Origin of the sequence: Chitinophaga niastensis (assembly GCF_003014755.1) — a bacterium.
Classification (GTDB): Bacteria; Bacteroidota; Bacteroidia; order Chitinophagales; family Chitinophagaceae; genus Chitinophaga; species Chitinophaga niastensis.
Map to the genome: position 1 here is coordinate 180443 of NZ_PYAW01000002.1, position 23463 is coordinate 203905.

Sequence of the window (23463 nt, forward strand, 5' to 3'; positions counted from 1 at the left end):
AATAAGCTTATAAATCAATAACTTTTTTATTGCTGACGGCAAATAAAAAAGGGAAATGCGCGAACATTCCCCTTTTCAAAATGCTGGCTAAAACAATGTAAACCGATCCACACAATCTGGTAATGGCCTAATTATTTAACCTAACGAAACAAATTTATGAAAAAAAGTCATTGGTGGCCTTCTAATATTCCACAACGGGATATGAGGAAACTATTACTGCGTATGAAACTTACATCAGTATTGCTTTGTGCTGGTTTTTTACAGCTAAGCGCACATGGATTTTCGCAGGAAAGAATCAGTGTTGATTATAACAATATCAACATAGGTAAACTCCTGAATGTAATCGGGAAAAAAAGCGATTATACTTTTATGTATAAGAGCAGTGTGATCCCTGATAAAAAAATATCCATCAAAATGGATAATGCGGCCGTGAAGGACGTGTTGGACAAGGCGCTGGCAGGGACTTCATTGGACTATAAGATAATGCCTAACAACCTGGTGGTGATTGTGAATGCTGGTGAAGCGGTGCAAACGGTGAAGGTAAAAGGAGAGGTGAGAGATGAACAGGGCATGCCGCTCATTGGTGTTACTGTATTGGTGAAAGGCACTGCACAGGGCGCAAAAACCGATATCAAAGGACATTACGAAATAGAAGTGCCGGAAAATGCCATACTGGAGTTTTCCTACGTAGGATATGAAGCAGTACAGCTGCCGCTTAAAGGCGCCAAGGGTTATGATATTGTGCTGAAAGCCAATGCCAGCGGCCTGAATGAAGTAGTCGTAGTAGGTTACGGTAAACAGAAAAGGGTGAACCTCAGCGGTGCTGTGGATAACATTTCCGGTAAAGCATTGCAAAGCAGACCCATCACCAACGTAGGCACAGGTTTACAGGGTTTAATTCCTAACCTGAACATTACAGTAGCCAGCGGTCGTGCTGCTGATGCACCCGGCTTTAACCTGCGCGGTGTTACTTCTATTAACGGAGGAGATCCGTTTATACTGGTAGATAATATTCCTTTCTCTGCAGCAGAGGTGAGTCGCCTCAATCCTGCCGATGTAGAAAGTGTAACGGTACTTAAAGATGCTGCATCTGCTGCTATCTACGGTGCGCGTGCTGCTTTCGGCGTAGTGCTGATTACTACCAAATCTGCCAGGGACGGACGTTTATCTGTATCTGCCAATGCTAACTATGCAGTGCGCACTTTAGGAGCTGTACCAAAAGTAGTTACTGATCCACTCACCGTGATGCAGTATAAACATGATGCTGCTACTCCGTTGTATGATCTGTACCCGGATGCGGTAAGGGCCTATGCTGCACAACGTTCTAAAGATCCTTCCCTGCCGGCAGTAATTGTAGATCCTACCAATAAAAATGCATGGGCATATTATGGCACTACCGACTGGCTGCATGAAGTATATAATAAAAATGCACCGGCTTATACTGCTAATTTCAGTATATCTAAAGGAGATGAAAAACTGAATTATTATTTATCAGGAGAATATTATAAACAGGATGGTATCCTGCGTTATAACCCTGATATCTACTCCAGGTACAATCTTCGTGCAAAGGCCACCTATCATTTCAACGACCGGATCAGCGTAGGTACTAATACCATGTACACCAACCAGCTGTATGATCAGCCTTCTAATGCAAATGGTTACCTGTTTTTCCACAACGCTAACCGTACTCCTTCTTTGTCAGTGCCCACTAATCCTGATGGTACCTGGACTTCGGACGGTGCTGCATTGCTGGGTAAGCTACAGAGTGGTGGTCGTACTACCACTAATATGAATGACTTCCTGACCACCTTCAATACAGATATTAGTTTAATAAAGAAGGTGTGGAGCCTGAAGGCAGATGTTACTTTCCGCCGCAGTAATAATGTAGGTAATTCATATGTTATACCTGTTGCATATCGCTCAGGACCTGCACAGCCGCTGGGATATACGGATGGTAACCAGTCCTCCGCCAGTAATAACGCTTCTCAGTCGAGGTACAATGTATACAACATATACACTGACTTCAGCAAGAAATTTAATAAACATGAAATAAGTGCTTTAGCAGGTTTTAATCAGGAATACTTCTATAACAATTACTTCAGTGTAAATGCAAAGGGGCTGATCAGTTCAGCGTACCCTACTACAGCACTCACTACGGGTGTAGTAACACAAGGTCAGACAATTGATGACTGGGCAGTAAGAGGACTCTTCTATCGCCTGGGCTATACCTACGATGATAAATATATTGTTGAATTGAATGGTCGTGATGATGGTTCTTCCCGTTTTCCTTCCAATCACCGCTGGGGCTTCTTCCCATCTGCTTCTGCAGCATGGGTGGTATCAAAGGAGAAATTCTTTAAGCCTGTAGCGGATTTATTGAAAATAGATATGTTGAAATTCCGCGGTTCTTATGGCTCCCTGGGAGATCAGCAGTTTAATTCTTACGGATATCTGTCTACCATGGGCTCTGGTAATATCGGTACTATCCTGGATGGAAAAACACCTGTAGGTGTGTATCTCCCTAATCCCGTTACACCTACTTATACCTGGCAAAAAGTAAGAACAATCAATGGTGGTGTGGACCTCTCTTTGCTGAAAGAACGACTGAGCGTTAGTTACGACCGTTACACCCGTTTTACAGAAGGTATGTTTGCGAAAAGCAAAACTTTACCGGCAGTATACGGTGCGCCGGAACCGGTTACCAATGCGGCTAACCTTAAAACACGCGGACAGGAACTCAGTGTGCTTTGGCGTGATCAGTTTAACATTGGTAAAGAACCATTTTATTATAGTGTGAAATTCACGATGGCAGACAGCCGGACTTTCATCACCAAATATGATAATCCAACAGGATCACTGGATACTTATCGTGCAGGACAGGAGTGGGGTGAGATCTGGGGATTGGAAACAGAAGGTTTTTTCCAGAATGACGCAGAACTGAAAAATCATGCAGATCAGACCAAGGTGGGTGAAGATGATCAGAACTATAAATTTTATGTAGGCGATCTCAAGTTCAAAGATCTCAACAAAGATGGTGAAATCAGCTATGGTAAAAATACATTGTCTGATCCGGGTGACAGAAGAATCATTGGTAACAGCAGCATACGTTTCCCGTATAGTATAGACCTGAATGCCGGTTACAAAGGATTTGATATCCGTGTATTTGCACAGGGTGTAGGTAAAAGAGATTGGTATCCAGGTGCCGGTAACCACTATTTCTGGGGTATTTATGCACAGCCATGGACTAATATACAGGTGCAAAACCTGGACCACTGGACGCCTGACAATCCCAATGCTTATTTCCCCCGCGTAAAAGCATATATAGCGGAAGATGGAAATGAACTGAGCGCACCACAAACCAAGTACCTGCAAAATGCAGCCTACCTGCGCGTGAAGAACGTAACACTGGGCTATACGCTACCTAAGACGTTGACCGACAAAATAAAAATCGCACGCTTGCGTGTATACGTGAGTGCAGAGAACATTTTCACGGTTGCTCATCTGAAAGCTAACATCGATCCGGAAGGATTGGACGGTACTATTTATCCGTTTCAGAAAACGTATTCATGCGGTTTGAACCTGAACTTTTAATGTATTCTAAAATGTGCACCATGAAAAATTTGAGGCTATTTATATCATTGATTATACTGGGATGTGCAGCGGCATCGTGTAATAAAGATTATTTGCAACGGTTACCGCAAACCAAGATCACACCAGACGCTTTTTTTAATTCACCACAGGATCTGGAAACGTACACCAACGGATTGTACAGCCAGTTCGTGATTAAGTCGGACGATATCAATTCAGATAACATTTCCAGCTTCAGCGGTGGCGGTGAAATGGATCTGATGGTAGAAAACGGTCTTTCTTCCACTACGGTAGGTAATACCGGCTGGGACAACTGGAATCAGTTACGCAGCGCTAATTTTATGCTGGATAACGTTTATAAGGCAAAGGGAGACCAGGTGGCTATTAACCATTTTATTGGTATCGCACGTTTTTTCCGTGCGCAGTTTTATGCAGATAAGGTAGCGCGTTTTTCTGATGTACCCTGGTATTCAAGTGCCATGTCAAATATTGATTCTACACTGTATAAGGGACGTGATCCACGTGCAATGGTAGTAGATTCTATTATGGCTGACCTTCAGTTTGCTGTAGATAATATCAAAGCGGATGAAGGCACCAGAACACGTGTTACCCAATGGAGCGCGCTCGCCCTGATGGCACGTTTTACCCTGTTTGAAGGTACCTTCCGTAAATACCATGATGAACTGAACCTGCAGGCTTCTGCCGGTACTTTCTTTCAAAAAACAGCCTGGGCTTGTGAGCAGCTGATGGCAAGTGGTAAGTTCAAGATTTTTACTACAGGTAAAGGTGCACAAGACTACCGTTTCTTATTTTCCAGTCCTACTTTATCCGGAAATGCGGAAATGATCCAGTGGGCAGATTACCAGCAGAGCCTGGGTATTGCAAACAATACACACGTTGTATTGGGTTGGGAGTGGTCACTTAGCCAAAGCCTGGTATATAGTTACCTGATGACAGATGGTACACCGTTTACGTCATTACCTAATTATAAAAACCTGGATTATACACATACTTTCAATAACCGTGATCCGCGCTTAGCTGAAACGGTAGCCTATCCCGGCTTCTCTACAACGCAGGATAAGAGCCTGTACATCGCAAAGCCTAACCTGGGTGCTTATGATCAGCTGAAATATTATCCGCGCGATCCTGCACAGCGTCAGGGCTGGTATGCCGACTATTCCGCGCTGCCGATATTTCGTTATGCAGAAGTGTTGCTGAATTATGCTGAAGCTAAAGCTGAACTGGGTACCCTCGCACAATCTGATATTGATAATACCATTAATTTGCTCCGCGACCGTGTGGGAATGCCACACCTGAACCAGGGTACTGCCAATGCAATGCCTGATCCGGTATTAGCGGCAGCGTATCCTAATGTAACCGGTGCTAACAAAGGTGCATTGCTGGAAATACGCAGAGAGAGAAGAGTGGAGCTGGCCTGTGAAGGACTTCGTTTTAATGATGTGAACAGATGGAAAGCTGGTATGCGTTTCCAGGATTCGCAGCAAGGCATGTATGTAGCTGCATTGGGCCCTATAGATATGACTGGTGATAATGTTCCGGATATTGCTATCCTGGCTTCACCGTCTGATACTGCTGTGCTGGCAGGTTTAACACCGGATATGAGAGCAAATATCTCCAGGTTTTATCTGAAAGATAAGGATGGTAAAGACAATAATTTCTATCTCGAAAATGGAACAAACGGACATATTATGTTTACACGTGATCGCGACAGCAAACGGGTATTTATAGAACCGCAATATTATTATCGTCCGATTCCACTGGCACAAACCGTACTGAATCCGCAATTGAAGCAGATTTTCGGATGGTAGCAGCAAAATAATTGCGAATTACGAATTTCAAATTACAGATCTCAGCGGGAGCCTTCGCTGAGATCCGTAATTTGAAATTCGTAATTTGAAATTTTAAAATTGGAACTGATGAATAAAAGAATACTCCTAACGTGCACGGCTACTCTCTTTTTGCACGTTGTGTTAGCCCAGGGATTTTCCGGAAAAGTATTTATTGACAAAAATGCGAATGGCACCCGTGATGCAGGTGAGGCAGGGGTTTCAGGGATACGTGTATCTAACGGGGTACAGGTAACGGAAACAGATAATGCCGGTAATTATCATTTACCCGGTGATGCAAAAAACAAATTTGTATTTATTACCACACCGGCGGGATATAAATTTTCCAAAGCATTTTATATCAGAACAGATAGCAGCATCGCTACCTATGATTTTGGCCTGATGCCGGTGAAGCAGGCGCAATCCGGCATGGCAAAGTTTATACGACTCACAGATACAGAAACATATCTTTATAACAACTGGATCACAGAAACCAAAGATTACGCCCGCTTTGAAGGGGCTGATTTTATTGTACATACCGGAGATATCTGTTATGAAAAGGGATTGCAGTTTCATGCACAACAGATCAACAGTAATACCATGGGATTGCCGGTATATTACTGTATTGGTAACCACGACCTGGTGAAGGGCCCTTACGGTGAAGCGTTGTATGAGTCGCTGTTTGGACCGGTATTTTATTCTTTTGAAGCCGGTCCTGCACATTTTATTGTAACGCCCATGAGATACGGTGATTATCAGCCTTCTTACACAGTGGATGACGTAGTACAGTGGATGAAAAATGACCTGGCGCATACAGATCCCTCCAAGCCGGTTATTGTTTTTAATCATGATCTGCTTACCTACGATACTTTATTTACCATCCGGTCCGGCAAGGATAGTATTAACCTGAATGAACATAATCTGAAAGCCTGGGTCTATGGCCACTGGCATATTAATTTTGCCCGCACCCATGGAAACACCGGCATCCGCTCACTCTGCTCTGCGCCGGCACCTGATGGGGGTATAGATAACTCTGCTTCTAATTTTGATATAATAGGAGTAGATAAAAAAGGTATTTCGTATGTGCAAAGACGTTATACCTATGTAAGCAACCAGGTAACGCAGGTATCTCCTGCTGCCAATGGTGTGGCATTTGAAGGTAATAAACTGCTGGTCAGCGTGAATGCTTATCAAACATCTTCTTATGTGCACCAGGTGCTATTCAGTTTATATAATAAAAAAGGACAACTGCTGAAACAGCTGTCTTTACAACAGCGTACAGACTGGAACTGGGCTACCACTATGGAAGTACCTGCTGCCAGGATGAATAACGTATATACGTCTACGATAGAAGCTACATTAAATACCGGTAATATCTTATTCCGTCGTGATACCTTTTCAATGAAAAGAACCAGCATACCGGCCCTTACCGGACAGGTATGGCCTGAAGTGCTGCAGAATGCACAACGTACAGGCGTGGTGAATACCGCTGGTACACATGGATTGCAGCTGGCATGGTCTGCCAATATTGGTGGCAATGTATGGAAGTCGTCGCCCATTTATGCAGCAGGAAAAATATTTGTAGGTACGATTGATGATGAGGAAAATAAACATTGTGGTATCACCGCACTGGATGCAAAGACCGGCAAAAAGTTATGGCAGTTCCATACAAAAAACTCTATCAAACACAGCATCAGCTATAGTAACGATGTATTACTGGCTACTGATGCAGAGGGCGTTACCTATGCGCTGGAAGCTGCTACCGGCAAAGTACGCTGGCAGCATACCGGCGATCTGAAAAACTTACCGGCTTATAACTCCGGTGGCGTGGTGCAGGAAGGTATTTATTACACAGGCGCTGGTAATTATATGCAGGCGCTGGAAGTGACTACCGGTCAGGTAAAATGGACTAACCACGACTGGAGCGGAGGAGAAGGTACGCCGGCAGCCATGGCGTTGCAAAACGGGGTACTGGTTACTTCTTCCAACTGGAATCATTTGTACGCGCATAATGCCGCTACCGGTAAAGTGCTCTGGAAAAGAAGTGATGAAGGAATTCGCTTCCGCAGCGGTACACCTGCATTCTATGGCGATCGCCTGTACGTGCATGGTTTGAATAAACTACATATTATTGATCCGGCAGATGGTAAAACGGTAGACAGTATTCCTACGGAGGATGCGTTGAAAACCATGACAGCCCCACTGGTAACGGATCAATACATTATTATTTGCACCGCCGCCAATGGAATGGTAGCTTATAATAAACATACAAAACAACAGGTATGGTGTTTTGTACCTGGTGAAGCGCTCTTTTATACAGCACCATATAGCTCGCCTTCTTCTGCTACTATTGAATCTACACCGTTATGTGCAGGTAATAATATTTATGTGGGAGCATCAGATGGATATGTGTATATAATAAATATTCACTCCGGGAAAGCAGTATCACGTTTTCGTGTAGGCGCTCCCGTATTTGCAGAAATGGTGGTGTGCAACGGAATGTTGTATGTGGCTGATTTTTCTGGTAATGTGAATGCGTTTAGTTTATAGATTTTACATTAAAATAAATAGCCTTCAGCAAATACTGCTGAAGGCTATTTATTTTGATGTACTTAGTTTGGTATTGTAAAATAGCAAATATGTTGATGCAGGAGATGATGAATATTATCAGCAGCAGGAAAGAAGAATTGGGTATAACCCTATACCCGCCTGCATATCCCTATCTTATTGAAGTGTTTGAAATCCGGATGGGGGTGAAGTTACCGGAGGAGGTACGGGCATTATATTTATACTGTAATGGATTCGAATCGGAAGAGGACCAGTTCAGGATTATTCCGCTGGAAGAAATTATGGAAAGGCGTAAAGAGTTTGTTAAAGGGCAATTTTATTTTGCTGAATACATGCTTTACTGTGACATGTGGGATATACAGGTAGATGCAAATGATCCTGACAGTTACGGTATCTATAATTCTTCTTATAATATATTACTGACTAACTCACTGGTTACTTTTTTGGAGCATTTTGTGAAGGGAGGTGTATTTGAAGTGGGTGGGCTGATAGACTGGCAAGAGAAGTTGGAGAAAACAACAACAAGGGTGATAATATATAAAAGCAGGGTAGCTAAACTAGCCGCCCTGCTTTTAAAAAAATTAAAGTTCTGAATTAATACCGTCTCTGTTTGTAGCAGTAGGTGATTTTGCAGCCTGTGTATCGCGTGTATTTTTTTGTACGGTGATAGCACCAAATACACTCAATAAAAATGCAAAAGCATAAAATCCTTTTTCGCTAGGAGCTAAAGTAGCATTCCATAATCCTATTGTCAACAGGAGGATGGTCAGCAGCATAGATACCCAGGCGAGGCCATAGTAGATATCAGTTACGGGAACCCCTTCGAGTCTGTCTCTCACACATTTTTGCACGGATACCGCAGCAAATAAACCATACATTAAGATAGTGAAGTAGTACCCTTTTTCATTTAGTTGCATAGTGGAGGCATTCCAGAGTCCGATGATGAAGCCTAAGATACCTGCAAGTACTGCTACCCAGGAGGCGGCAATAAATGCCATTGAAGGTTTTTGTTTCATTGATTGATTGAGATTTTATTAAGGGATTGGGTGTTGGTTAAACAAATTTATCTGCTGTAATAATACTATTTATTTTTGATAGGGTCCACCGGTTTCTCCCCAGCCCCATTTGGGCATAGGTTCACTTTCGCCGATCGGATTTTCAGTTGTTTGGGAATTAAGGATGGCTAACCGGCTGCCCCATTCCAGGTAACCTACCAATGCAGAGCGAAACTCAGGATCATCTACCAGCCCAATTTCATCGGCGCTGTCCAGTAAAAGTTTGATCCATTGCTTACGCTGAACTTCTGTAAGTGATTTGCCAACATGATGTGCTACCATATTGGAATGACTCCCATGATCCTGATCTGTATAGAGTTTGGGGCCGCCAAAAACTTCTGCAATAAAATGTGCTACATGTTTGGTGTGTTCCGGACTCATGTTCCTGAATACAGGTTCCAGCAATTCATCTTTCAGCACTTTATCATAAAATACTTCTGTTAGCTTTTCAAGGGAAGCTTGTCCTCCGGCCCAGTTATAAAGGGATGGTACTTCTTTCATGAAGACTGGTTTATTGATAAGAGATTTTTTTTGCTGTATTAAAAATAAATCTTTTGTAGATAGGGCACAAAAAAAGTCCTGAACAGCTGTTCAGGACTTTTACTTTTTGTAGCGAGGAGTGGATTCGAACCGCTGACCTTCGGGTTATGAGCCCGACGAGCTACCTCTGCTCTACCTCGCATTGTGGAGTGCAAATGTAGACAATTAATTCAAACTACAAAATTTAATAGATTTATTTTTTGCGCAACGAGGTATATGCTGCTGCATTTATTATTTTTCTGTGCATTTTTTTTAGTAAGGATGTTACTCTGTAATCCTTGTGGGTATTATGTTTCAGGGCATATTTGTAAAAGCCTGTTTATGAACATGCGAAAGCATAAAATTTATTTTTATTTTTTCAGACGATGAGATTAAAAACCATTTTGGCTCAAAAATCTCATCATCTAAAAAAAATAATCCTTTGGAAATATTGCTGGAAGCGGTGTTACGGAGATATAAAAATTATATCCTGCTCCTGCGTAATCGCAATAATGCATTTACCAGGGTATCAACATCATCACAACTATTATAAAATGCCAGCGACGGACGTACGGTACTCTCTACACCAAACCTGCGCAGGATGGGCTGTGCGCAATGATGACCGGATCGTACAGCGATACCTTCCTGGTTGAGTGCAGCACCCACCTGTTCAGTAGTGAAGTCTTTAAAAACAAAAGATAGCACGCTGGTTTTGTCTGGTGCTGTACCTATCAAACGTAAGCCTGGTACATCTTTCATCAATTGTGTAGCATATCCCAGCAGGTAATGCTCATATTGATAAATGGCATCAATACCAATATGATTTACATAATCAATGGCGGCACCTAAGCCAACGGCATCGGCTATATTTCCGGTGCCTGCTTCAAACCGGCCAGGGGCGGCCTGATACTGGGTATGTTCAAAGGTAACATCTTTGATCATGCTGCCTCCACCTTGCCAGGGTTGCGTTTCATTGAGCAGGGCTTCTTTGCCATAGAGTACACCAATACCTGTAGGGGCAAAAATTTTATGACCGGAAAATGCGTACCAGTCGCAGTTTAGCAGCTGTACATCTGTCCGTATATGTGATACTGCCTGAGCACCATCTACCAATACTTTAGCACCTGCCTGGTGCGCCAGTTCCACCATTCTTTGTGCGGGTGTAACGGTTCCCAGTGCATTAGATACCTGGGCAAATGATACGAGCTTTGTTTTAGGACCGAGTAATTTTGTATACTCGTCCATTAAGATCTGTCCGTCATCGTCTACCGGAATTACTTTGATGAGCAATCCTTTTTTGTTGGCCAGTTGCTGCCAGGGCACAATATTGGCGTGATGTTCCAGGTGGCTGAGTATTATTTCATCGCCTGATTGCAGGAACTGTTCGCCCCAGCTTTTTGCTACCAGGTTGATGGCTTCTGTGGCGCCGCGTACAAATACAATTTCATTGACGGATGCAGCATTCAGGAAAGAGCGCACTTTTTCGCGTGCGCCTTCATATGCATCAGTAGCGCGTGCTGCCAGTTCATGTGCTGCGCGGTGAATGTTGGAATTTTCGTGCTCGTAAAAATAACTGACACGATCAATCACCTGTTGTGGCTTTTGTGTGGTAGCGGCATTGTCCAGCCATATGAGGCGGCGTCCGTTCACATGTTCCTGCAGGATGGGAAAGTCGGCCCTGATCAGGTTTACATCCAGTGGCGGCTGACTGATACCAGTGATACCAGTTGCTTTTTGCGGTAAAAAGTAATAAGATGTTTCCTGCATGGGCAGCTGTGATCCCCAGGATTGGGTATGAATATTTTTTAGTGCGCGCTGTAGTTCCTGCTCAAATGAAGGATCATATGTTGCAGGTTTTTGTGTCATGGCGCTGGGTGATATTCCGCTACCGGCTACTGAAGAGGGGATGCCACCGTTATCGGAAAAATGCGGGTCCGGTAAACTGGTGGGTGCCTGTGTAACATCGGTTACGCTACCTTGTTGCAGCAGCGGGTCCTGGATGGGGTCAGCTGACGCATATTGCTGTGGCAATGCGTCATTACCGGACTGCGAAGACTTGAAAAGCTGGTTGGCCAGTCTTTCCAGGGCAGCAATATCTGGTAATCCATCTGTAGTAAAATTATTTGTATTCATGGTACTTGCCTATTTCTACATCATCGAGAACAGCAATGGCATCATCTACCAATACCGCCAATGAACAGTAAAGAGAAACCAGATAAGAAGCAATGGCATGATGGTTAATGCCCATGAAGCGCACAGACAGGCCGGGCGATTGTTCGCCGGGTAAGTTAGGTTGGTAAAGCCCTACAACGCCTTGTCTGCTTTCTCCGGTACGCAGTAATATGATTTTTGTTTTACCTTTTTCAACAGGTACTTTATCGGAAGGTACCAACGGAATGCCGCGCCAGGTAAGGAATTGAGAGCCAAATAGCGATACAGTAGGAGGTGGTACACCTCTACGGGTACATTCGCGGCCAAAGGCGGAAATGGCAAGTGGATGCAGTAAAAAGAAGCCCGGCTCTTTCCATACTTTGGTGATCAGGTCGTCCAGGTCATCCGGAGTAGGGGCGCCGGTGCGTGTTTTAATACGTTGTGATGCGGCCACACTGTGCAGCAATCCATATTCTTTGTTGTTGATCAGCTCACTTTCCTGACGCTCCTTAATGGTTTCAATGATCAGGCGTAACTGCTCACTGATCTGATTGTAAGGTTTGCTGTAGAGGTCGGACACACGGGTGTGTACATCCAGTACGGTATTCACTGCACTGAGATTATACTCGCGTGGATTTTCAATATAATCCACATACGTTTCGGGTAGTTCGCGTTCATCTCTTTCGGAACAATCTACCGTTACATTGCTTTCATCTTTTACTTTGTTGAGCCGATAAACTCCTGACTCCACTGGTATCCAGCTCATTAATTTGGTCAGCCAGCGGGGAGTAATGGACATCATTTGCGGCACCGTACGGGTAGCAATAGCTAGTTGTCTGGCGGCCACATCGCCTAGCGCAGTCTGAGTCTTGGTTTTACTTACATCTGCCATGATGGGATCAGTTTTTGAAGTTTGCGAAAATGAAGCGTTGAACCATGAAGAAAAATGTGTAGTGGGTCATTTTTCTGCCGATCGGTAGGTATTAATTATAGTATAAATTAAGCCTTTTTGATTAAAACAAAAAAAGCGGGGGGTGTCTTTCACAGGATTAGGCTGATTATACTGATTACCCTGATTTTATTTTTTTGATTTAAAAAAGATTAGCGAAGATCAAAGCGGATATTTCCGTTTCGATCTTCGCTAATCTTTTTTAAATCTATCTTAATCAAAAAAACAAAATCGGTGTAATCAGTATAATCAGCCTAATCCTGGGAAAGACAATTTAATCGTTGATGGCCTGATACGTCAGTACTTTAAATTCTTCACCAATGCGCCAGTAAGGGGATAAGTATTCCTGTGTAAAGAACAGCCCGATGAGATTTTCTTTGGGATCTACCCAGCCATGTGTATTAAAAGCGCCTTCCCATCTGAAAGCGCCGATACTTAAAGGCGACAGGTAATCATTTTTTGCTGTTTCCAGTGAAAAGCCGCTCAGCCCAAATTGTATGTCGTCTGGTTGTGCAGGGAAGGGAGATGATTTGGTGCCTTCCGGCAAATTATTGGTGAGCATATATTCAATGGTCTTGCGGCTGATTAAACGTTTGTTTTTATATATGCCTTTGTTGAGATAGAAGGTCAGGAATTTTGCATAGTCCTCAATGGTAGAGCTGAGGCCGGCTCCGCCGGATAAGTAAGTACCATGCAGTTTCGGAAAGTCCGGATCTACTCCTTCATAAATCGGATGTGTTACGGGTAAGAGCGTATTCCCTATATTTTCATATAAAGTAACCAGTCGGTTTTGTTTTTCTTTTGGCAGATGAAAATAAGTATCCTTCATTTCCAGCGGTTCAAAAATTCTTTTTTGGAGAAACACATCGAGTGGTTGTCCGCTCCATATTTCAACCAGGTAACCGAGGATGTCTGTGTTGAGGCCATAAGTAAAGGCCGCTCCGGGATCGTGTTGCAGCGGCAGTTTGGCGAGGATAGCTATTTTTTCCTGCAAGGTAGATGCGCTGGTACCAATACCGCTGGGAACACCCGCTTTTTGATACATAGCCCACATATTGGGATCGCTGAAAACAGCAGGATAGGCGATACCGGAAGTATGACGCAGCAAGTCCCTGATCGTAATTTCCCTGTTGGCTGGCCTGGTGGTATAGGTGGTGTCTTTGGCATTAAAGGCAACCACTACCTGCGGATTTTTGAATGCAGGAATATATTTTGATAACGGATCATCGAGTAAAAATTTATTTTCTTCCCACAGCATCATCGCAGCCAGACTGGTGATCGCTTTTGATTGAGAAGCAATTCTGAATATATTGTTTAGCTGCATTGTTTTCTTAGTAGCTACATCAGCATTGCCAAATGCTTTGTTGTAAACGATTTCACCGTTCCTGATGATGAGTGCGGTGGCGCCGGGAATATGCTGCACTTTTATTTCGCGGTTAATAAAGCTGTCGATGCGGGAGAGGCGTTGCTGATCGAAGCCGGTAGTTGTTTTTTGCTGTGCTTGCGTAGCGGTGGCGATCAGGCTGATGGATACTGCGGAAAGTATAGATAAGATGCTCTTTTTAATATCGGATTTCATTGTAGTATTATTAATTTTTGTTTGGAGATGATTACATACACTCCCTGTTTCCTGCTACCACAGGCAAAAGAAGGAGGAAGGGGCGCGTATGTAATCAGGAATTTTTTTTGGGAGAGATGAGGATAAAAAAGTTGTTAGAAAATAGTTTTTACCAAACCACCATCTGCCCGTAGCGCCGCGCCGTTGGTAGCGGCGGAGAGCGGGCTGGCCACGTAGGTAACCAGGTTAGCTATTTCTGCTACATCTGCAAAGCGCTGAATAAGTGAAGTAGGACGCATGGTTTTAAAGAAATCATCTTCAGCTTCCTGCGGGGTGATGTTGCCGGCGGTAGCTAATTTCTTTATAAATTCTTCTACACCTTCTGATTTGGTAGGGCCAGGCATTACTGTGTTTACAGTTACGTTAGTACCTTTGGTAAGCTCGGCTAAACCACGACTAATAGACAGCTGCGCGGTTTTTGTGGTGCCGTAATGAATCATTTCTTCCGGAATCTGTATGGCTGATTCGCTGGAAATAAAAATGATGCGGCCCCAGTTTTTTGCCAGCATTTTCGGGAAAAAGTAGCGGGATAACCGAACACCGCTTAATACATTAATTTCAAAAAAGCGCAACCATTCTTCATCTGTAACATCTGCAAATGGTTTTGGTTCAAATATGCCTGCATTGTTGATCAGTATATCTACTTCGTTAATTTGTGTCAGCAGTTGCTGTACTTCGGCAGCCTTAGCGAAATCCGCTGCTACACCTGATATGTTTGCGCCTGGTACCAGTTGTTTTAATTTTTCTACAGCTTCGGTTACTCTTGCAGTTGTTCTGCCATTGATGATTACTTCGGCGCCTTCCTGTAATAATTGTTGGGCAATAGCAAATCCAATTCCCTGTGTAGAGCCGCTCACAAATGCTTTCTTCCCTTTTAATTGTAAGTCCATTTGTTTATCTTTTAATGTTATTAAATTCGTTTTATTAATTTGACAGATCAAAGGTACATCACCCTATAGTATAAATATAATAATGTGATTTATGGTTATGTATAAATTAATTTATACATTTGCGATATGGTAAACTTCGAATGGTACAGGACCTTTAAGGCCATCTATCAGTCCGGCACCTTAACGGGCGCGGCGCAGGAACTGTTGATCTCACAGCCCAATGTGAGTCAGCATTTATCTGCGCTGGAGAATTACATAGGGCATCCCTTATTTGAGCGGAAGCCCCGGCAGATGGTACCTACCAGCTACGGCAAGCTGTTTTATACCCAGATCATAGAAGCAGTGGATAAACTGGAAAAGGTAGAGGGCGATTTTAGCCGTACCTGTGTAAAGAGATGTATGACGGTCATTAATATGGGTGCACCGAAAGAATTTTATGATGCCATATTAGCACCGCGCATTGGTAAAACTGATGATGCTAATATAGTAATGGAGTTTGGACTGACAAAAGATCTTGTTCAGAAGCTGTTAAAGGGAGATCTCAATTTTGTAGTATCTACCGGCATACTAGAAGAAAAGAATATAGTTTGTGAGCCGGTACTCTTCGAAAAATTTGTGCTGGTGGGCAGCCCTGCTATTGACACCACTGCATTTAAGAAATATATCCGGAACGGAGATTTAGAGAACATTGAAAACTGGATGCTGGAACAAAACTGGTTTGCCTACAGCAGTGACCTGATTGCTATCCGGCGATTCTGGCTGCACAATTTTAAAAAGCGGCCAGGACTGAGGCCCCGCTTCATTGTACCGGATTTTAATTCTATCTTAAAATCTCTCAGTTATGTGGATGGGGTAACAATTGCATCTGATTACCTGGTGAAAGACCTGCTGCAAAGGAAGGAGCTTAAAGAGATCTGGTGCGGTAATGAACCCACTACCAATACTATTTACCTGGCCTATGATAAAACGAAAGCCACTGCTACTAATATTAAGATGGTAAGAGGATTGTTTAAAGATTGATTGTCTTTCTCGCGATTAGACTGATTATGCTGATTACCCTGATTTTGTTTTTTTATTTAGATAGATTTAAAAAGATTAGCGAAGATTGTCTTGCTCAGGATTAGGCTGATTATACAGATTTTATTTTTTTTATTTAGATAGATTTAAAAAGATTAACGAAGATCTCAGTGGATATTGTCTGAACCAGGATTTAACGGATTGAATGGATTACCATGATGGATGTTATATTGTTTTATCTGGAAGATATATTCGAATATCTCCGCTATGATCTTCGGCATCCATCATGGTAATCCATTCAATCCGTTAAATCCTGGTTCAGACAATATCCACTGAGATCTTCGCTAATCTTTTAAATCAAAAAAAAATAAAATACCCGCTTTAATCTTCGCGGCAGACCTGCTAAGAGTAACGTGGAATTTTTCATAATAGCATTTTATTAACAGACAAAATACTTCAAAAATATCAGGTTTAATAGTCCTCTATGAATGCATTATTTTTGAGCCATCTAAGTGCGTATATTAAAAAATGTAATTATGTCAGAACCGGAAATATTAATAGAACAGCCTAATAACCGTGGTACTTTATATGCTATAGTAGAACAGGACGACAGGGCCGCATACTTTTACCTGTACCCATCTGAACTGCTGACGACCAAGTATTCTCCCCGCCCATGCTGGTTGCGCAACCTGCAGCCCGCGCCTGAGAAGAAAGATGTAGCTGCCATGAAAGAAGGGATGGCTCCTATGCTGGAGGCATCTTATTGCAATCATCCGGAAGGCAAAGAGCCATTGGAAAAGGAACGTATCACCTTTGTGTGGATGGAAGAAGGGGATGGCGCTGCTGTACTGTATGATGGAGAAATATTAGGCGTGATACCTGGCTGGAGTTTGTATAAAGATGAACATGCGGTAGCCTATGCGGCGGATTGTATTGGTGCTGGTGACGACGATCGCCTGATGCCGTTGGGCAAGCGGGGTGTTAATGTGTTGTACGGGCGCGTAGATCAGGCAATTGCTTTCTGGAACGAATGGACAGAAGCGTCCAGTCAGACCTGGGGCATTTTACAGGATAAATACATACATGCTTACGAAGCAGCCTTTGGTACCATTCAGCAATATTATGCCATTGATGGCGGACAATGGCCGCCCATGGCCCTGGGTAAGTTTGAGAAAGAAGGGATCATATATCTTGTTACGATGGGCGTTGGTATTCGTCCGATGCCCTGGGTAGAGCTTTTGTACAGTGAAAGAGCTCCAGGATTCCGCAGGATGGAACTGGCGATGGCCTGCAGCAAAAAAGATTTTACAGATAAAGAAGTGATGACGATGGCAGGTATTATGTCTGGTTTGGCAGACAGGCCATGGAAGCAGATTACCTGGCTGGGAGAGGGTCACACCATCAGTAGCGACGAGCTGCCGGCACCTTTTGAGAGCCTGGTTGTATCCGCTGCATTGTATGACGGGCCATCCATTGAATTACCGGAGCTGTACGGCGATAAGGTAAATTTATATTGGCTATCACCTATAACACAGTTAGAACGGGAGTTTGCGCATCATAAACCCAATGCAGGGTATGATTTACTGGAAAAGATGATCAATAATAATATTAACCATGTGGTTACTAAAAGGGCGGAGTTGAGCTTTAGTTAAGACTATCGGCGATTTAAAATTTCTCTTTTAAAAGACAGGCTGCAACAGTTTCCGGCATAATATAACTATGCCGGCCTGTTGTAGCCTTTTTTCTTTATGCTAAAAGATATTGCCTTGATCTGCAGCGCATCAGAATGAATGAAGTGAACAGACACTTGTGCGTAAAATATCACTAAATTTATTATGCTGTGAGATTGGGTGTATAGTGGAATTCAGATCATTGTATAAATAATACCCCAGACAATGCATCCGCTGGCTAAATCTGTTAAAAGAGTGTATGTTTTTTTATTTGCAAGAAAAGCTTTTTACTCATTTAATCTTTTCTTTTATAAGTTAAGTATGTGTGGAATGGGTATCCGGAATTATGAAAATGAAAGGGTGTCCGGAGAAAAGGCGTTTATTAAATTCCTTATTACCGGCAAAAAATTGCTGTCGGGCGTGATATTGGATGTAGGTGCTAATGTTGGTAACTACGCTATTATGCTGCGAAGGAATGAGATTACACTTCCTATTTTTTCTTTTGAACCACATCCTGTTGCTTTTAAAAAACTGATAGCAGCCTCCAGATCTTATCAGTTTACAGCAGTGCCGGCAGGAGCCGGTGAAAGATCCACTATAGCTGCTATGTACGACTATGCCGGCGGTGGAGGCTCTGAGCACGCAAGTATGTATAAGGGTGTTATAGAAGATCTTCGTAGCAGCCACGCGGAAGAAGTAGCCATTTTACTTACAACTATTGATCAGTTTGTGGAAGAGAATAATATATCAAAGATTGCCCTATTAAAAATTGACACAGAAGGTAATGAACTCAATGTGCTGAAAGGTGCTGGTAAAACCATACAAAAAGGCCTGATAGAGATAATACAATTTGAGTTCAATGAAATGAATGTTATTTCCAGAACTTTTTTCAAAGACATTGTGGATATATTACCAGGCTATGATTTTTATAGATTACTACCAGATGGATTAAAAGCTTTGGGACAGTATAATACGACCGGCTTTGAAATATTTTCATTTCAGAACATTGCAGCATTGAAAAAGCGCGCGACGGCATAAGTACCGCTATCTTCGTTATCCATTGGCTACTACTTTTGTGAAGCGTGACATTATTTGCCCTACTGAAAGATTTGTTTCGGCATATGCCCTGGCATTTCTGGCTATATCTTTCCCATTTTCAGTAATAGCCCTGTTAACTCCTTCCTTCAACGCCTGTAGATTATCTGCATTTACCAGTATACCCATTTTATACCGCTGTATCAGCTCATACATACTGCTGCCGCTATTGGTGGTGATGAGCGCCAGTCCGCCTACGGCCATAATCGTAGTGAGTTTGGAAGGCATAACAAGATCGCTGGCACTTGACTTTTGAATAACCAGGTGTATATCTGCCATGTTTAGAAATCGGTTAAAGTATTCATAAGGCTGCAGCGGAAGGAATATAACATTGCTTAACTGTAATGTGGTTGCCTGTAAGTATAATTGTTCTTTGTAAGGCCCTGACCCGCATATCAGAAATTTCAGATCATCCTGATCCTGTAGCGCTTTTGCCGTATATAAAATGGATTCCAGCCCTTGTTTTTCCCCGATAGCACCGGAATAGAGGAGTATTTTATCGGTGGCTTTGAAACCATATTCCATTTTCAGTGCAGTACGATTTTCTATTGGATAGAACTGTGACACATCCACCCAATTAGGAAACAGAATAATATCTTTATTAGCTTTTTCCTGTATTTTTCTAATCATACCCTCAGAAATGCTGCTTATTATATCGGCCTGGCTCAGAATATATTTTTCTACGCTGAGCATGATGTTAATAAGCCAGGAGGAGCGTATCATATTAAAGTCCCTGGCAGCTTCTATTTGCAGGTCCTGGATATGATACAGGAATTTTGCACCACGCAGCTGTTTATATAATATTGCGAGCAGTCCCAAATGAAAAGACGGTACAACAGCCATCACGAAGTCAAATTTTTTTGCAGGTAGTAATTGAAGCAGCTTCCAGGTGGCTGATAATACAAAAGAAAAATCCAGTATCATTCGTTTTTTTCCGGATGGTTTTGCCGGTACATATTGAGGACACCTGTATACAGTGATCTTTAGACCGTTATCCTGTAATATTTCTTTTGAATATCTGTACTTTTTTTGGGTGTAGGGGGCCTGTACTTTCCATTCAGGATAATAAGGGTAGGTAGTGATCACCGTACATTCATATCCGTTAGCCGACAACCATTTTATCATTTCGCCGTTATATTTTCCAATGCCGTTCAGCTCTGGTGAAAAGTTTCCTGCAATTAATAAGAAACGTTTAGACATAAATGCTTGTTAAGTTTTTTAATAGGCATTTTTATCTCCTTTGATCATATTCATAAGTGTTTGGAAAAGAATCTGGCAATCCAGCCAGAAGCTATAGTTTTCTATGTACCAAATGTCCAGGTTCACCCGCTGCTGCATCTGCCCTGAGTGCCGGGTTTCTCCCCGGCAGCCATTTACCTGCGCCCAGCCGGTGATACCTGGTTTTACGAGCTGTCGCAGCATATAATGCTGTATGATATCCTTTGATTCAAAGTGTAGTGGGGTAGCGTGTGGGCGTGGACCAACAAAAGACATATTCCCCAATAATACATTGATACATTGCGGTAATTCATCCAGATTGGTTTTGCGCAAAAAACGACCAACGAATGTTACACGGGCATCATTGCGTGTAGCCTGAATGAAGTGCCCTTCACTGTCTACTTCGCTTTTCTGCACTACCATTGAACGGAACTTATAGCAGATGATCTTCTTGTTTTTATGCCCCCATCTCTCCTGTTTGAATAGGATGGGCCCTTTGGATGAAAGCTTGATCAGTATCCCAATGATGACGAAAAGCCAACTGAAAACAGTAAATAATATCAGCGTAAAACAAATATCAAATAATCGTTTGAACCATTGCCTGGCGGGATCATCTAGCGGTGAAGAACGAATGGAAACAAGAGGGAACGTGCCCAAAAGGTTCATACTGACAGTAGATGTACAATAACGATGGCAATCAACAATGATCCTGACCCGTTTAGCCGCTCTTTCGCTGGTCATGATGATCCTTTCTGTATCTTCCTTTGCTGTTTCAGGTAGTGCCACCACTACATCATCTATTTCACTGTCTTCCAGTATGCTTCTTAATTCAGATATTTTACCCAGGTATTGATGATCGTTCATTTCAATACTACGATGGTCATTTACAAATCCTACACATTTATAACCTAAATGATTATTGGATGTAATGGTATTATAAAAATTTAAAGCGGTTTCGCCAGCACCCACAATCAGGACATTCTTGATGTTATGGTCTTTGTGCCGAAGGCGGAGCAATATTTTTTTTACTATGTATTTTATCGTGGTAGTGCCGGCAAAGATATAAAATGTATAGAGCAATGTGAATGTGCGTGGGTATGGGTAAAATTTAAAGAAATAGAAGAAGAGAAAGGTGAAAATACTGATATGCAACAATACTGTTTTTAATATAGCTACAAATTCGAAAGAAAACCTGGATTTGTAATCTTCATACAAGTGCATGGCTGTTCCGGTTACCGTCCATACAAACCAGCTGATAAACAACAATAGCCAGTTGAGTGGGGAAAAGAATACATCACCTTTTGCAGCGATGTATTCCCGGGTGAGTATAAAAGCAATGACCAATACTCCATAATCGATGACCAGTCTTAAAAACTGACTTGCGTGAACGTCCTGTTTCATAATGGATATGGTTTTACAATTGAGCTGATTTAATTTGTTTTTCTTTTATACAAAAGGTCCATTTGTAATATTTGCAGTTTTTTGGATTGCAGAAAACCTACCGGGGCAATAAATTCAAACCCCAGTTCTTTGACGAAATGGTGCATCTCATCAAATAAAGGTTCCCCATCATACATTGATACAAAAGAAGTTTCGAAAAGCAGGTAATCAATTTTTTGAAGGCTTTTCACTGCACCCAGCAGCACTTCCTTTTCAAATCCCTGCACATCCATTTTCAATAATACGGGTGCAATAAAGATGATATCATCAAGTAAGGCATCCATCTGCTTTACAGGCACATTGATCTGTTGTATAGCCGATGTTTTAGGAAGTAAACTTTGTTGTAAAATGGAAACGCGAAGTGCGGAGCTTGCATGGGAGTAAGCATTACTATAAAATTGAAGGGTACCTGTTTTACTACCCAGCGCAAAATTATAGGTGCTGATATCGATTATTTTCCTCGTATTGGATTGTAAGATTTTATAGGTGGATGGAACAGGCTCAAAAGAATGGATGCTGGCTTTAGGGTAGAAATTTACCGCTGCCAGTGCAAACTGTCCCTTGTTTGCGCCCACATCTATAATGGTATTTAACCGGGGTATGTAATGTCTGCAATTGTGCAGCACCTGGGTGGAAGCTATAGAAGCTCCTTTTTTCATTAACGAAGTAACCCTGGTTCCTGACCGCAGTATTACTTTTGCAGCATCCACCATTTTGAAGATAAGATTCATTTCAAAAATTTATTATTCCAACATTTTTGATAAAACCCGATTGTTTCCTGTATGCTTTTCTCCCAGGTAAATAGTTTTGCCTGTTGAATCCCTTTCATGATTAGCAGTTGTTTGCAGGAGTCATTTTCGAGCAAAGAAATTTTCTCCAGAAAAGAAGCTGCATCTGCCTGGTTTGCCAGCAATCCTGCTTTGCCTACTATCTCCGGCATGGCTGTTAAATTGGTGGCAACAACCGGGCAACCTGCCTTCATTGCTTCTCCGGGTGGAAAACCAAATCCTTCATAAGCAGATGTGTATAAAAGACAGAAAGCATAATTGTATAACACATTTAGATCAGCAGCGCCAACTATCGGGAAAATGTGATAGCGGCCAGGTATGTTGTTGTTCAGGTTATTTATTTCTTTTTCACTCCAGGGTTCGCCGCCAGCCGCTACTAACGTGTATTTGGCAGGTAATTGTTTCATCACTTCCAGCGCTACAGAAAAATTTTTATACTTCTTTCGGGCGCCTACATATAAAATATATTTCTCTTCAAGATGCAGTGGTAATGAGCAATGAGGCAATTTGTCTTTATCTAACGGATAAAAATCATTGGAAATTCCATGATGAATGACTTGTAGTTTCGCCGGATCTGTGGCCGGATAAAATTGCAGTAATTCTTTCCTGGTGCTTTCTGAAATACAGATAATACCATCTGCACGCCTGATACCATATGCTTTCTGAATAGTATTCACCAGGCTCCTGGGAAAGGCAGTAACTAATTTCCGTTCATGTGCGAAATCATGCACAGTGAGAATGTTCAGAATATTTTTTTGAGGAGAAATGCGCAGATACCCACCATGGAAAACAGCTGCAAATGGTAGCTTGTATCTTAATGGGAGATAACGTAAATATCTTTTAGGGATACGGCTTTCGCATATGCATTGAAATTTACTGTAGTCGATCTTCTGCTCGAAAATATTTTCGGAACCCGGCTGTGCATTCAAAATACTAATTGACCAATTGTTGTTACATATACGGCTTAACAACTCATACCAATAAGCAGACACACCGCCTGCTTTTTGGATTGTAAATACAATATTGTCTAAGAATATCTGCACGGTCTAT

Annotated in this window: 17 protein-coding genes and 1 tRNA gene; 7 read left to right on the forward strand and 11 right to left on the reverse strand. The window is 42.3% G+C overall.

The genetic code is table 11. The features are described from left to right. The first annotated feature begins 156 nt into the window (after positions 1–156). From CLV51_RS09240 to CLV51_RS09255, 4 genes are all read left to right on the forward strand, one after another. Complete coding sequence (locus CLV51_RS09240; RefSeq protein WP_211301973.1) at positions 157–3591, forward strand: SusC/RagA family TonB-linked outer membrane protein; 3435 nt, start codon at positions 157–159, stop codon at positions 3589–3591. A gap of 20 nt (positions 3592–3611) precedes the next feature. Continuing rightward, the gene (locus tag CLV51_RS09245) at positions 3612–5417 is read left to right on the forward strand and encodes a RagB/SusD family nutrient uptake outer membrane protein (RefSeq protein ID WP_211301974.1); all 1806 of its coding nucleotides are present in this window, start codon (positions 3612–3614) and stop codon (positions 5415–5417) included. A gap of 108 nt (positions 5418–5525) precedes the next feature. Next, entirely contained in the window at positions 5526–7985 is a 2460-nt protein-coding gene (locus CLV51_RS09250; RefSeq protein WP_106527767.1) for an outer membrane protein assembly factor BamB family protein, read from the forward strand. Positions 7986–8074: 89 nt separating this feature from the next. After that, positions 8075–8596, forward strand: a complete 522-nt coding sequence (locus tag CLV51_RS09255) for an SMI1/KNR4 family protein (protein ID WP_158266966.1) — start codon at positions 8075–8077, stop codon at positions 8594–8596. Here CLV51_RS09255 and yiaA read toward each other — a convergent pair. From yiaA to CLV51_RS09290, 7 genes are all read right to left on the reverse strand, one after another. After that, entirely contained in the window at positions 8585–9019 is a 435-nt protein-coding gene (yiaA, locus tag CLV51_RS09260) for an inner membrane protein YiaA (protein WP_106527769.1), read from the reverse strand. The two genes, CLV51_RS09255 and yiaA, sit on opposite strands and share 12 nt — an antisense overlap. A gap of 69 nt (positions 9020–9088) precedes the next feature. Then, positions 9089–9559 (reverse strand): group II truncated hemoglobin, encoded by a 471-nt coding sequence (locus CLV51_RS09265; RefSeq protein WP_106527770.1) that lies wholly within the window; start codon positions 9557–9559, stop codon positions 9089–9091. A gap of 109 nt (positions 9560–9668) precedes the next feature. After that, positions 9669–9740: transfer RNA gene (locus CLV51_RS09270), tRNA-Met, on the reverse strand. A 320-nt stretch (positions 9741–10060) separates the two neighbouring features. Next, a complete protein-coding gene (locus CLV51_RS09275; protein ID WP_106527771.1) occupies positions 10061–11710 on the reverse strand; it encodes a family 2A encapsulin nanocompartment cargo protein cysteine desulfurase in 1650 nt (549 codons plus the stop codon). Continuing rightward, complete coding sequence (locus CLV51_RS09280; RefSeq protein ID WP_106527772.1) at positions 11697–12620, reverse strand: family 2A encapsulin nanocompartment shell protein; 924 nt, start codon at positions 12618–12620, stop codon at positions 11697–11699. The genes CLV51_RS09275 and CLV51_RS09280 overlap by 14 nt, the downstream gene beginning before the upstream one ends. A 331-nt stretch (positions 12621–12951) precedes the next feature. Next, entirely contained in the window at positions 12952–14256 is a 1305-nt protein-coding gene (locus tag CLV51_RS09285) for a serine hydrolase domain-containing protein (RefSeq protein WP_106527773.1), read from the reverse strand. Between the two features lie 134 nt (positions 14257–14390). Continuing rightward, positions 14391–15185, reverse strand: a complete 795-nt coding sequence (locus tag CLV51_RS09290) for an SDR family NAD(P)-dependent oxidoreductase (RefSeq protein WP_106527774.1) — start codon at positions 15183–15185, stop codon at positions 14391–14393. Between the two features lie 126 nt (positions 15186–15311). On the opposite strand from CLV51_RS09290, the gene CLV51_RS09295 reads away from it, so the two are divergent. From CLV51_RS09295 to CLV51_RS09305, 3 genes are all read left to right on the forward strand, one after another. Continuing rightward, entirely contained in the window at positions 15312–16205 is an 894-nt protein-coding gene (locus CLV51_RS09295; RefSeq protein ID WP_106527775.1) for a LysR family transcriptional regulator, read from the forward strand. A 533-nt stretch (positions 16206–16738) separates the two neighbouring features. Next, on the forward strand, positions 16739–17854 hold the full coding sequence (locus CLV51_RS09300) for a suppressor of fused domain protein (protein WP_106527776.1): 1116 nt from the start codon (positions 16739–16741) through the stop codon (positions 17852–17854). A gap of 348 nt (positions 17855–18202) precedes the next feature. After that, complete coding sequence (locus tag CLV51_RS09305; RefSeq protein WP_245898674.1) at positions 18203–18910, forward strand: FkbM family methyltransferase; 708 nt, start codon at positions 18203–18205, stop codon at positions 18908–18910. Positions 18911–18925: 15 nt separating this feature from the next. Here the strand turns inward: CLV51_RS09305 and CLV51_RS09310 are convergent, their stop codons facing one another. From CLV51_RS09310 to CLV51_RS09325, 4 genes are read right to left on the reverse strand one after another with little or no spacing between them, the layout of a single operon-like run. Further along, positions 18926–20167 carry a WcaI family glycosyltransferase gene (locus CLV51_RS09310; RefSeq protein ID WP_106527778.1) on the reverse strand — a complete coding sequence of 414 codons (1242 nt, stop codon included), beginning with the start codon at positions 20165–20167 and terminating at the stop codon, positions 18926–18928. Positions 20168–20185: 18 nt separating this feature from the next. Beyond that, positions 20186–21586, reverse strand: coding sequence for an undecaprenyl-phosphate glucose phosphotransferase (locus CLV51_RS09315; RefSeq protein WP_106527779.1), 1401 nt, complete (start codon positions 21584–21586; stop codon positions 20186–20188). Positions 21587–21615: 29 nt separating this feature from the next. Continuing rightward, positions 21616–22356: an FkbM family methyltransferase gene (locus tag CLV51_RS09320; RefSeq protein WP_106527780.1), complete on the reverse strand. Its 741-nt coding sequence runs from the start codon at positions 22354–22356 to the stop codon at positions 21616–21618. Beyond that, positions 22353–23456, reverse strand: coding sequence for a glycosyltransferase family 4 protein (locus CLV51_RS09325; RefSeq protein ID WP_106527781.1), 1104 nt, complete (start codon positions 23454–23456; stop codon positions 22353–22355). Before CLV51_RS09325 ends, CLV51_RS09320 begins: the two co-directional genes overlap by 4 nt. Between the last annotated feature and the right edge of the window lie 7 nt (positions 23457–23463).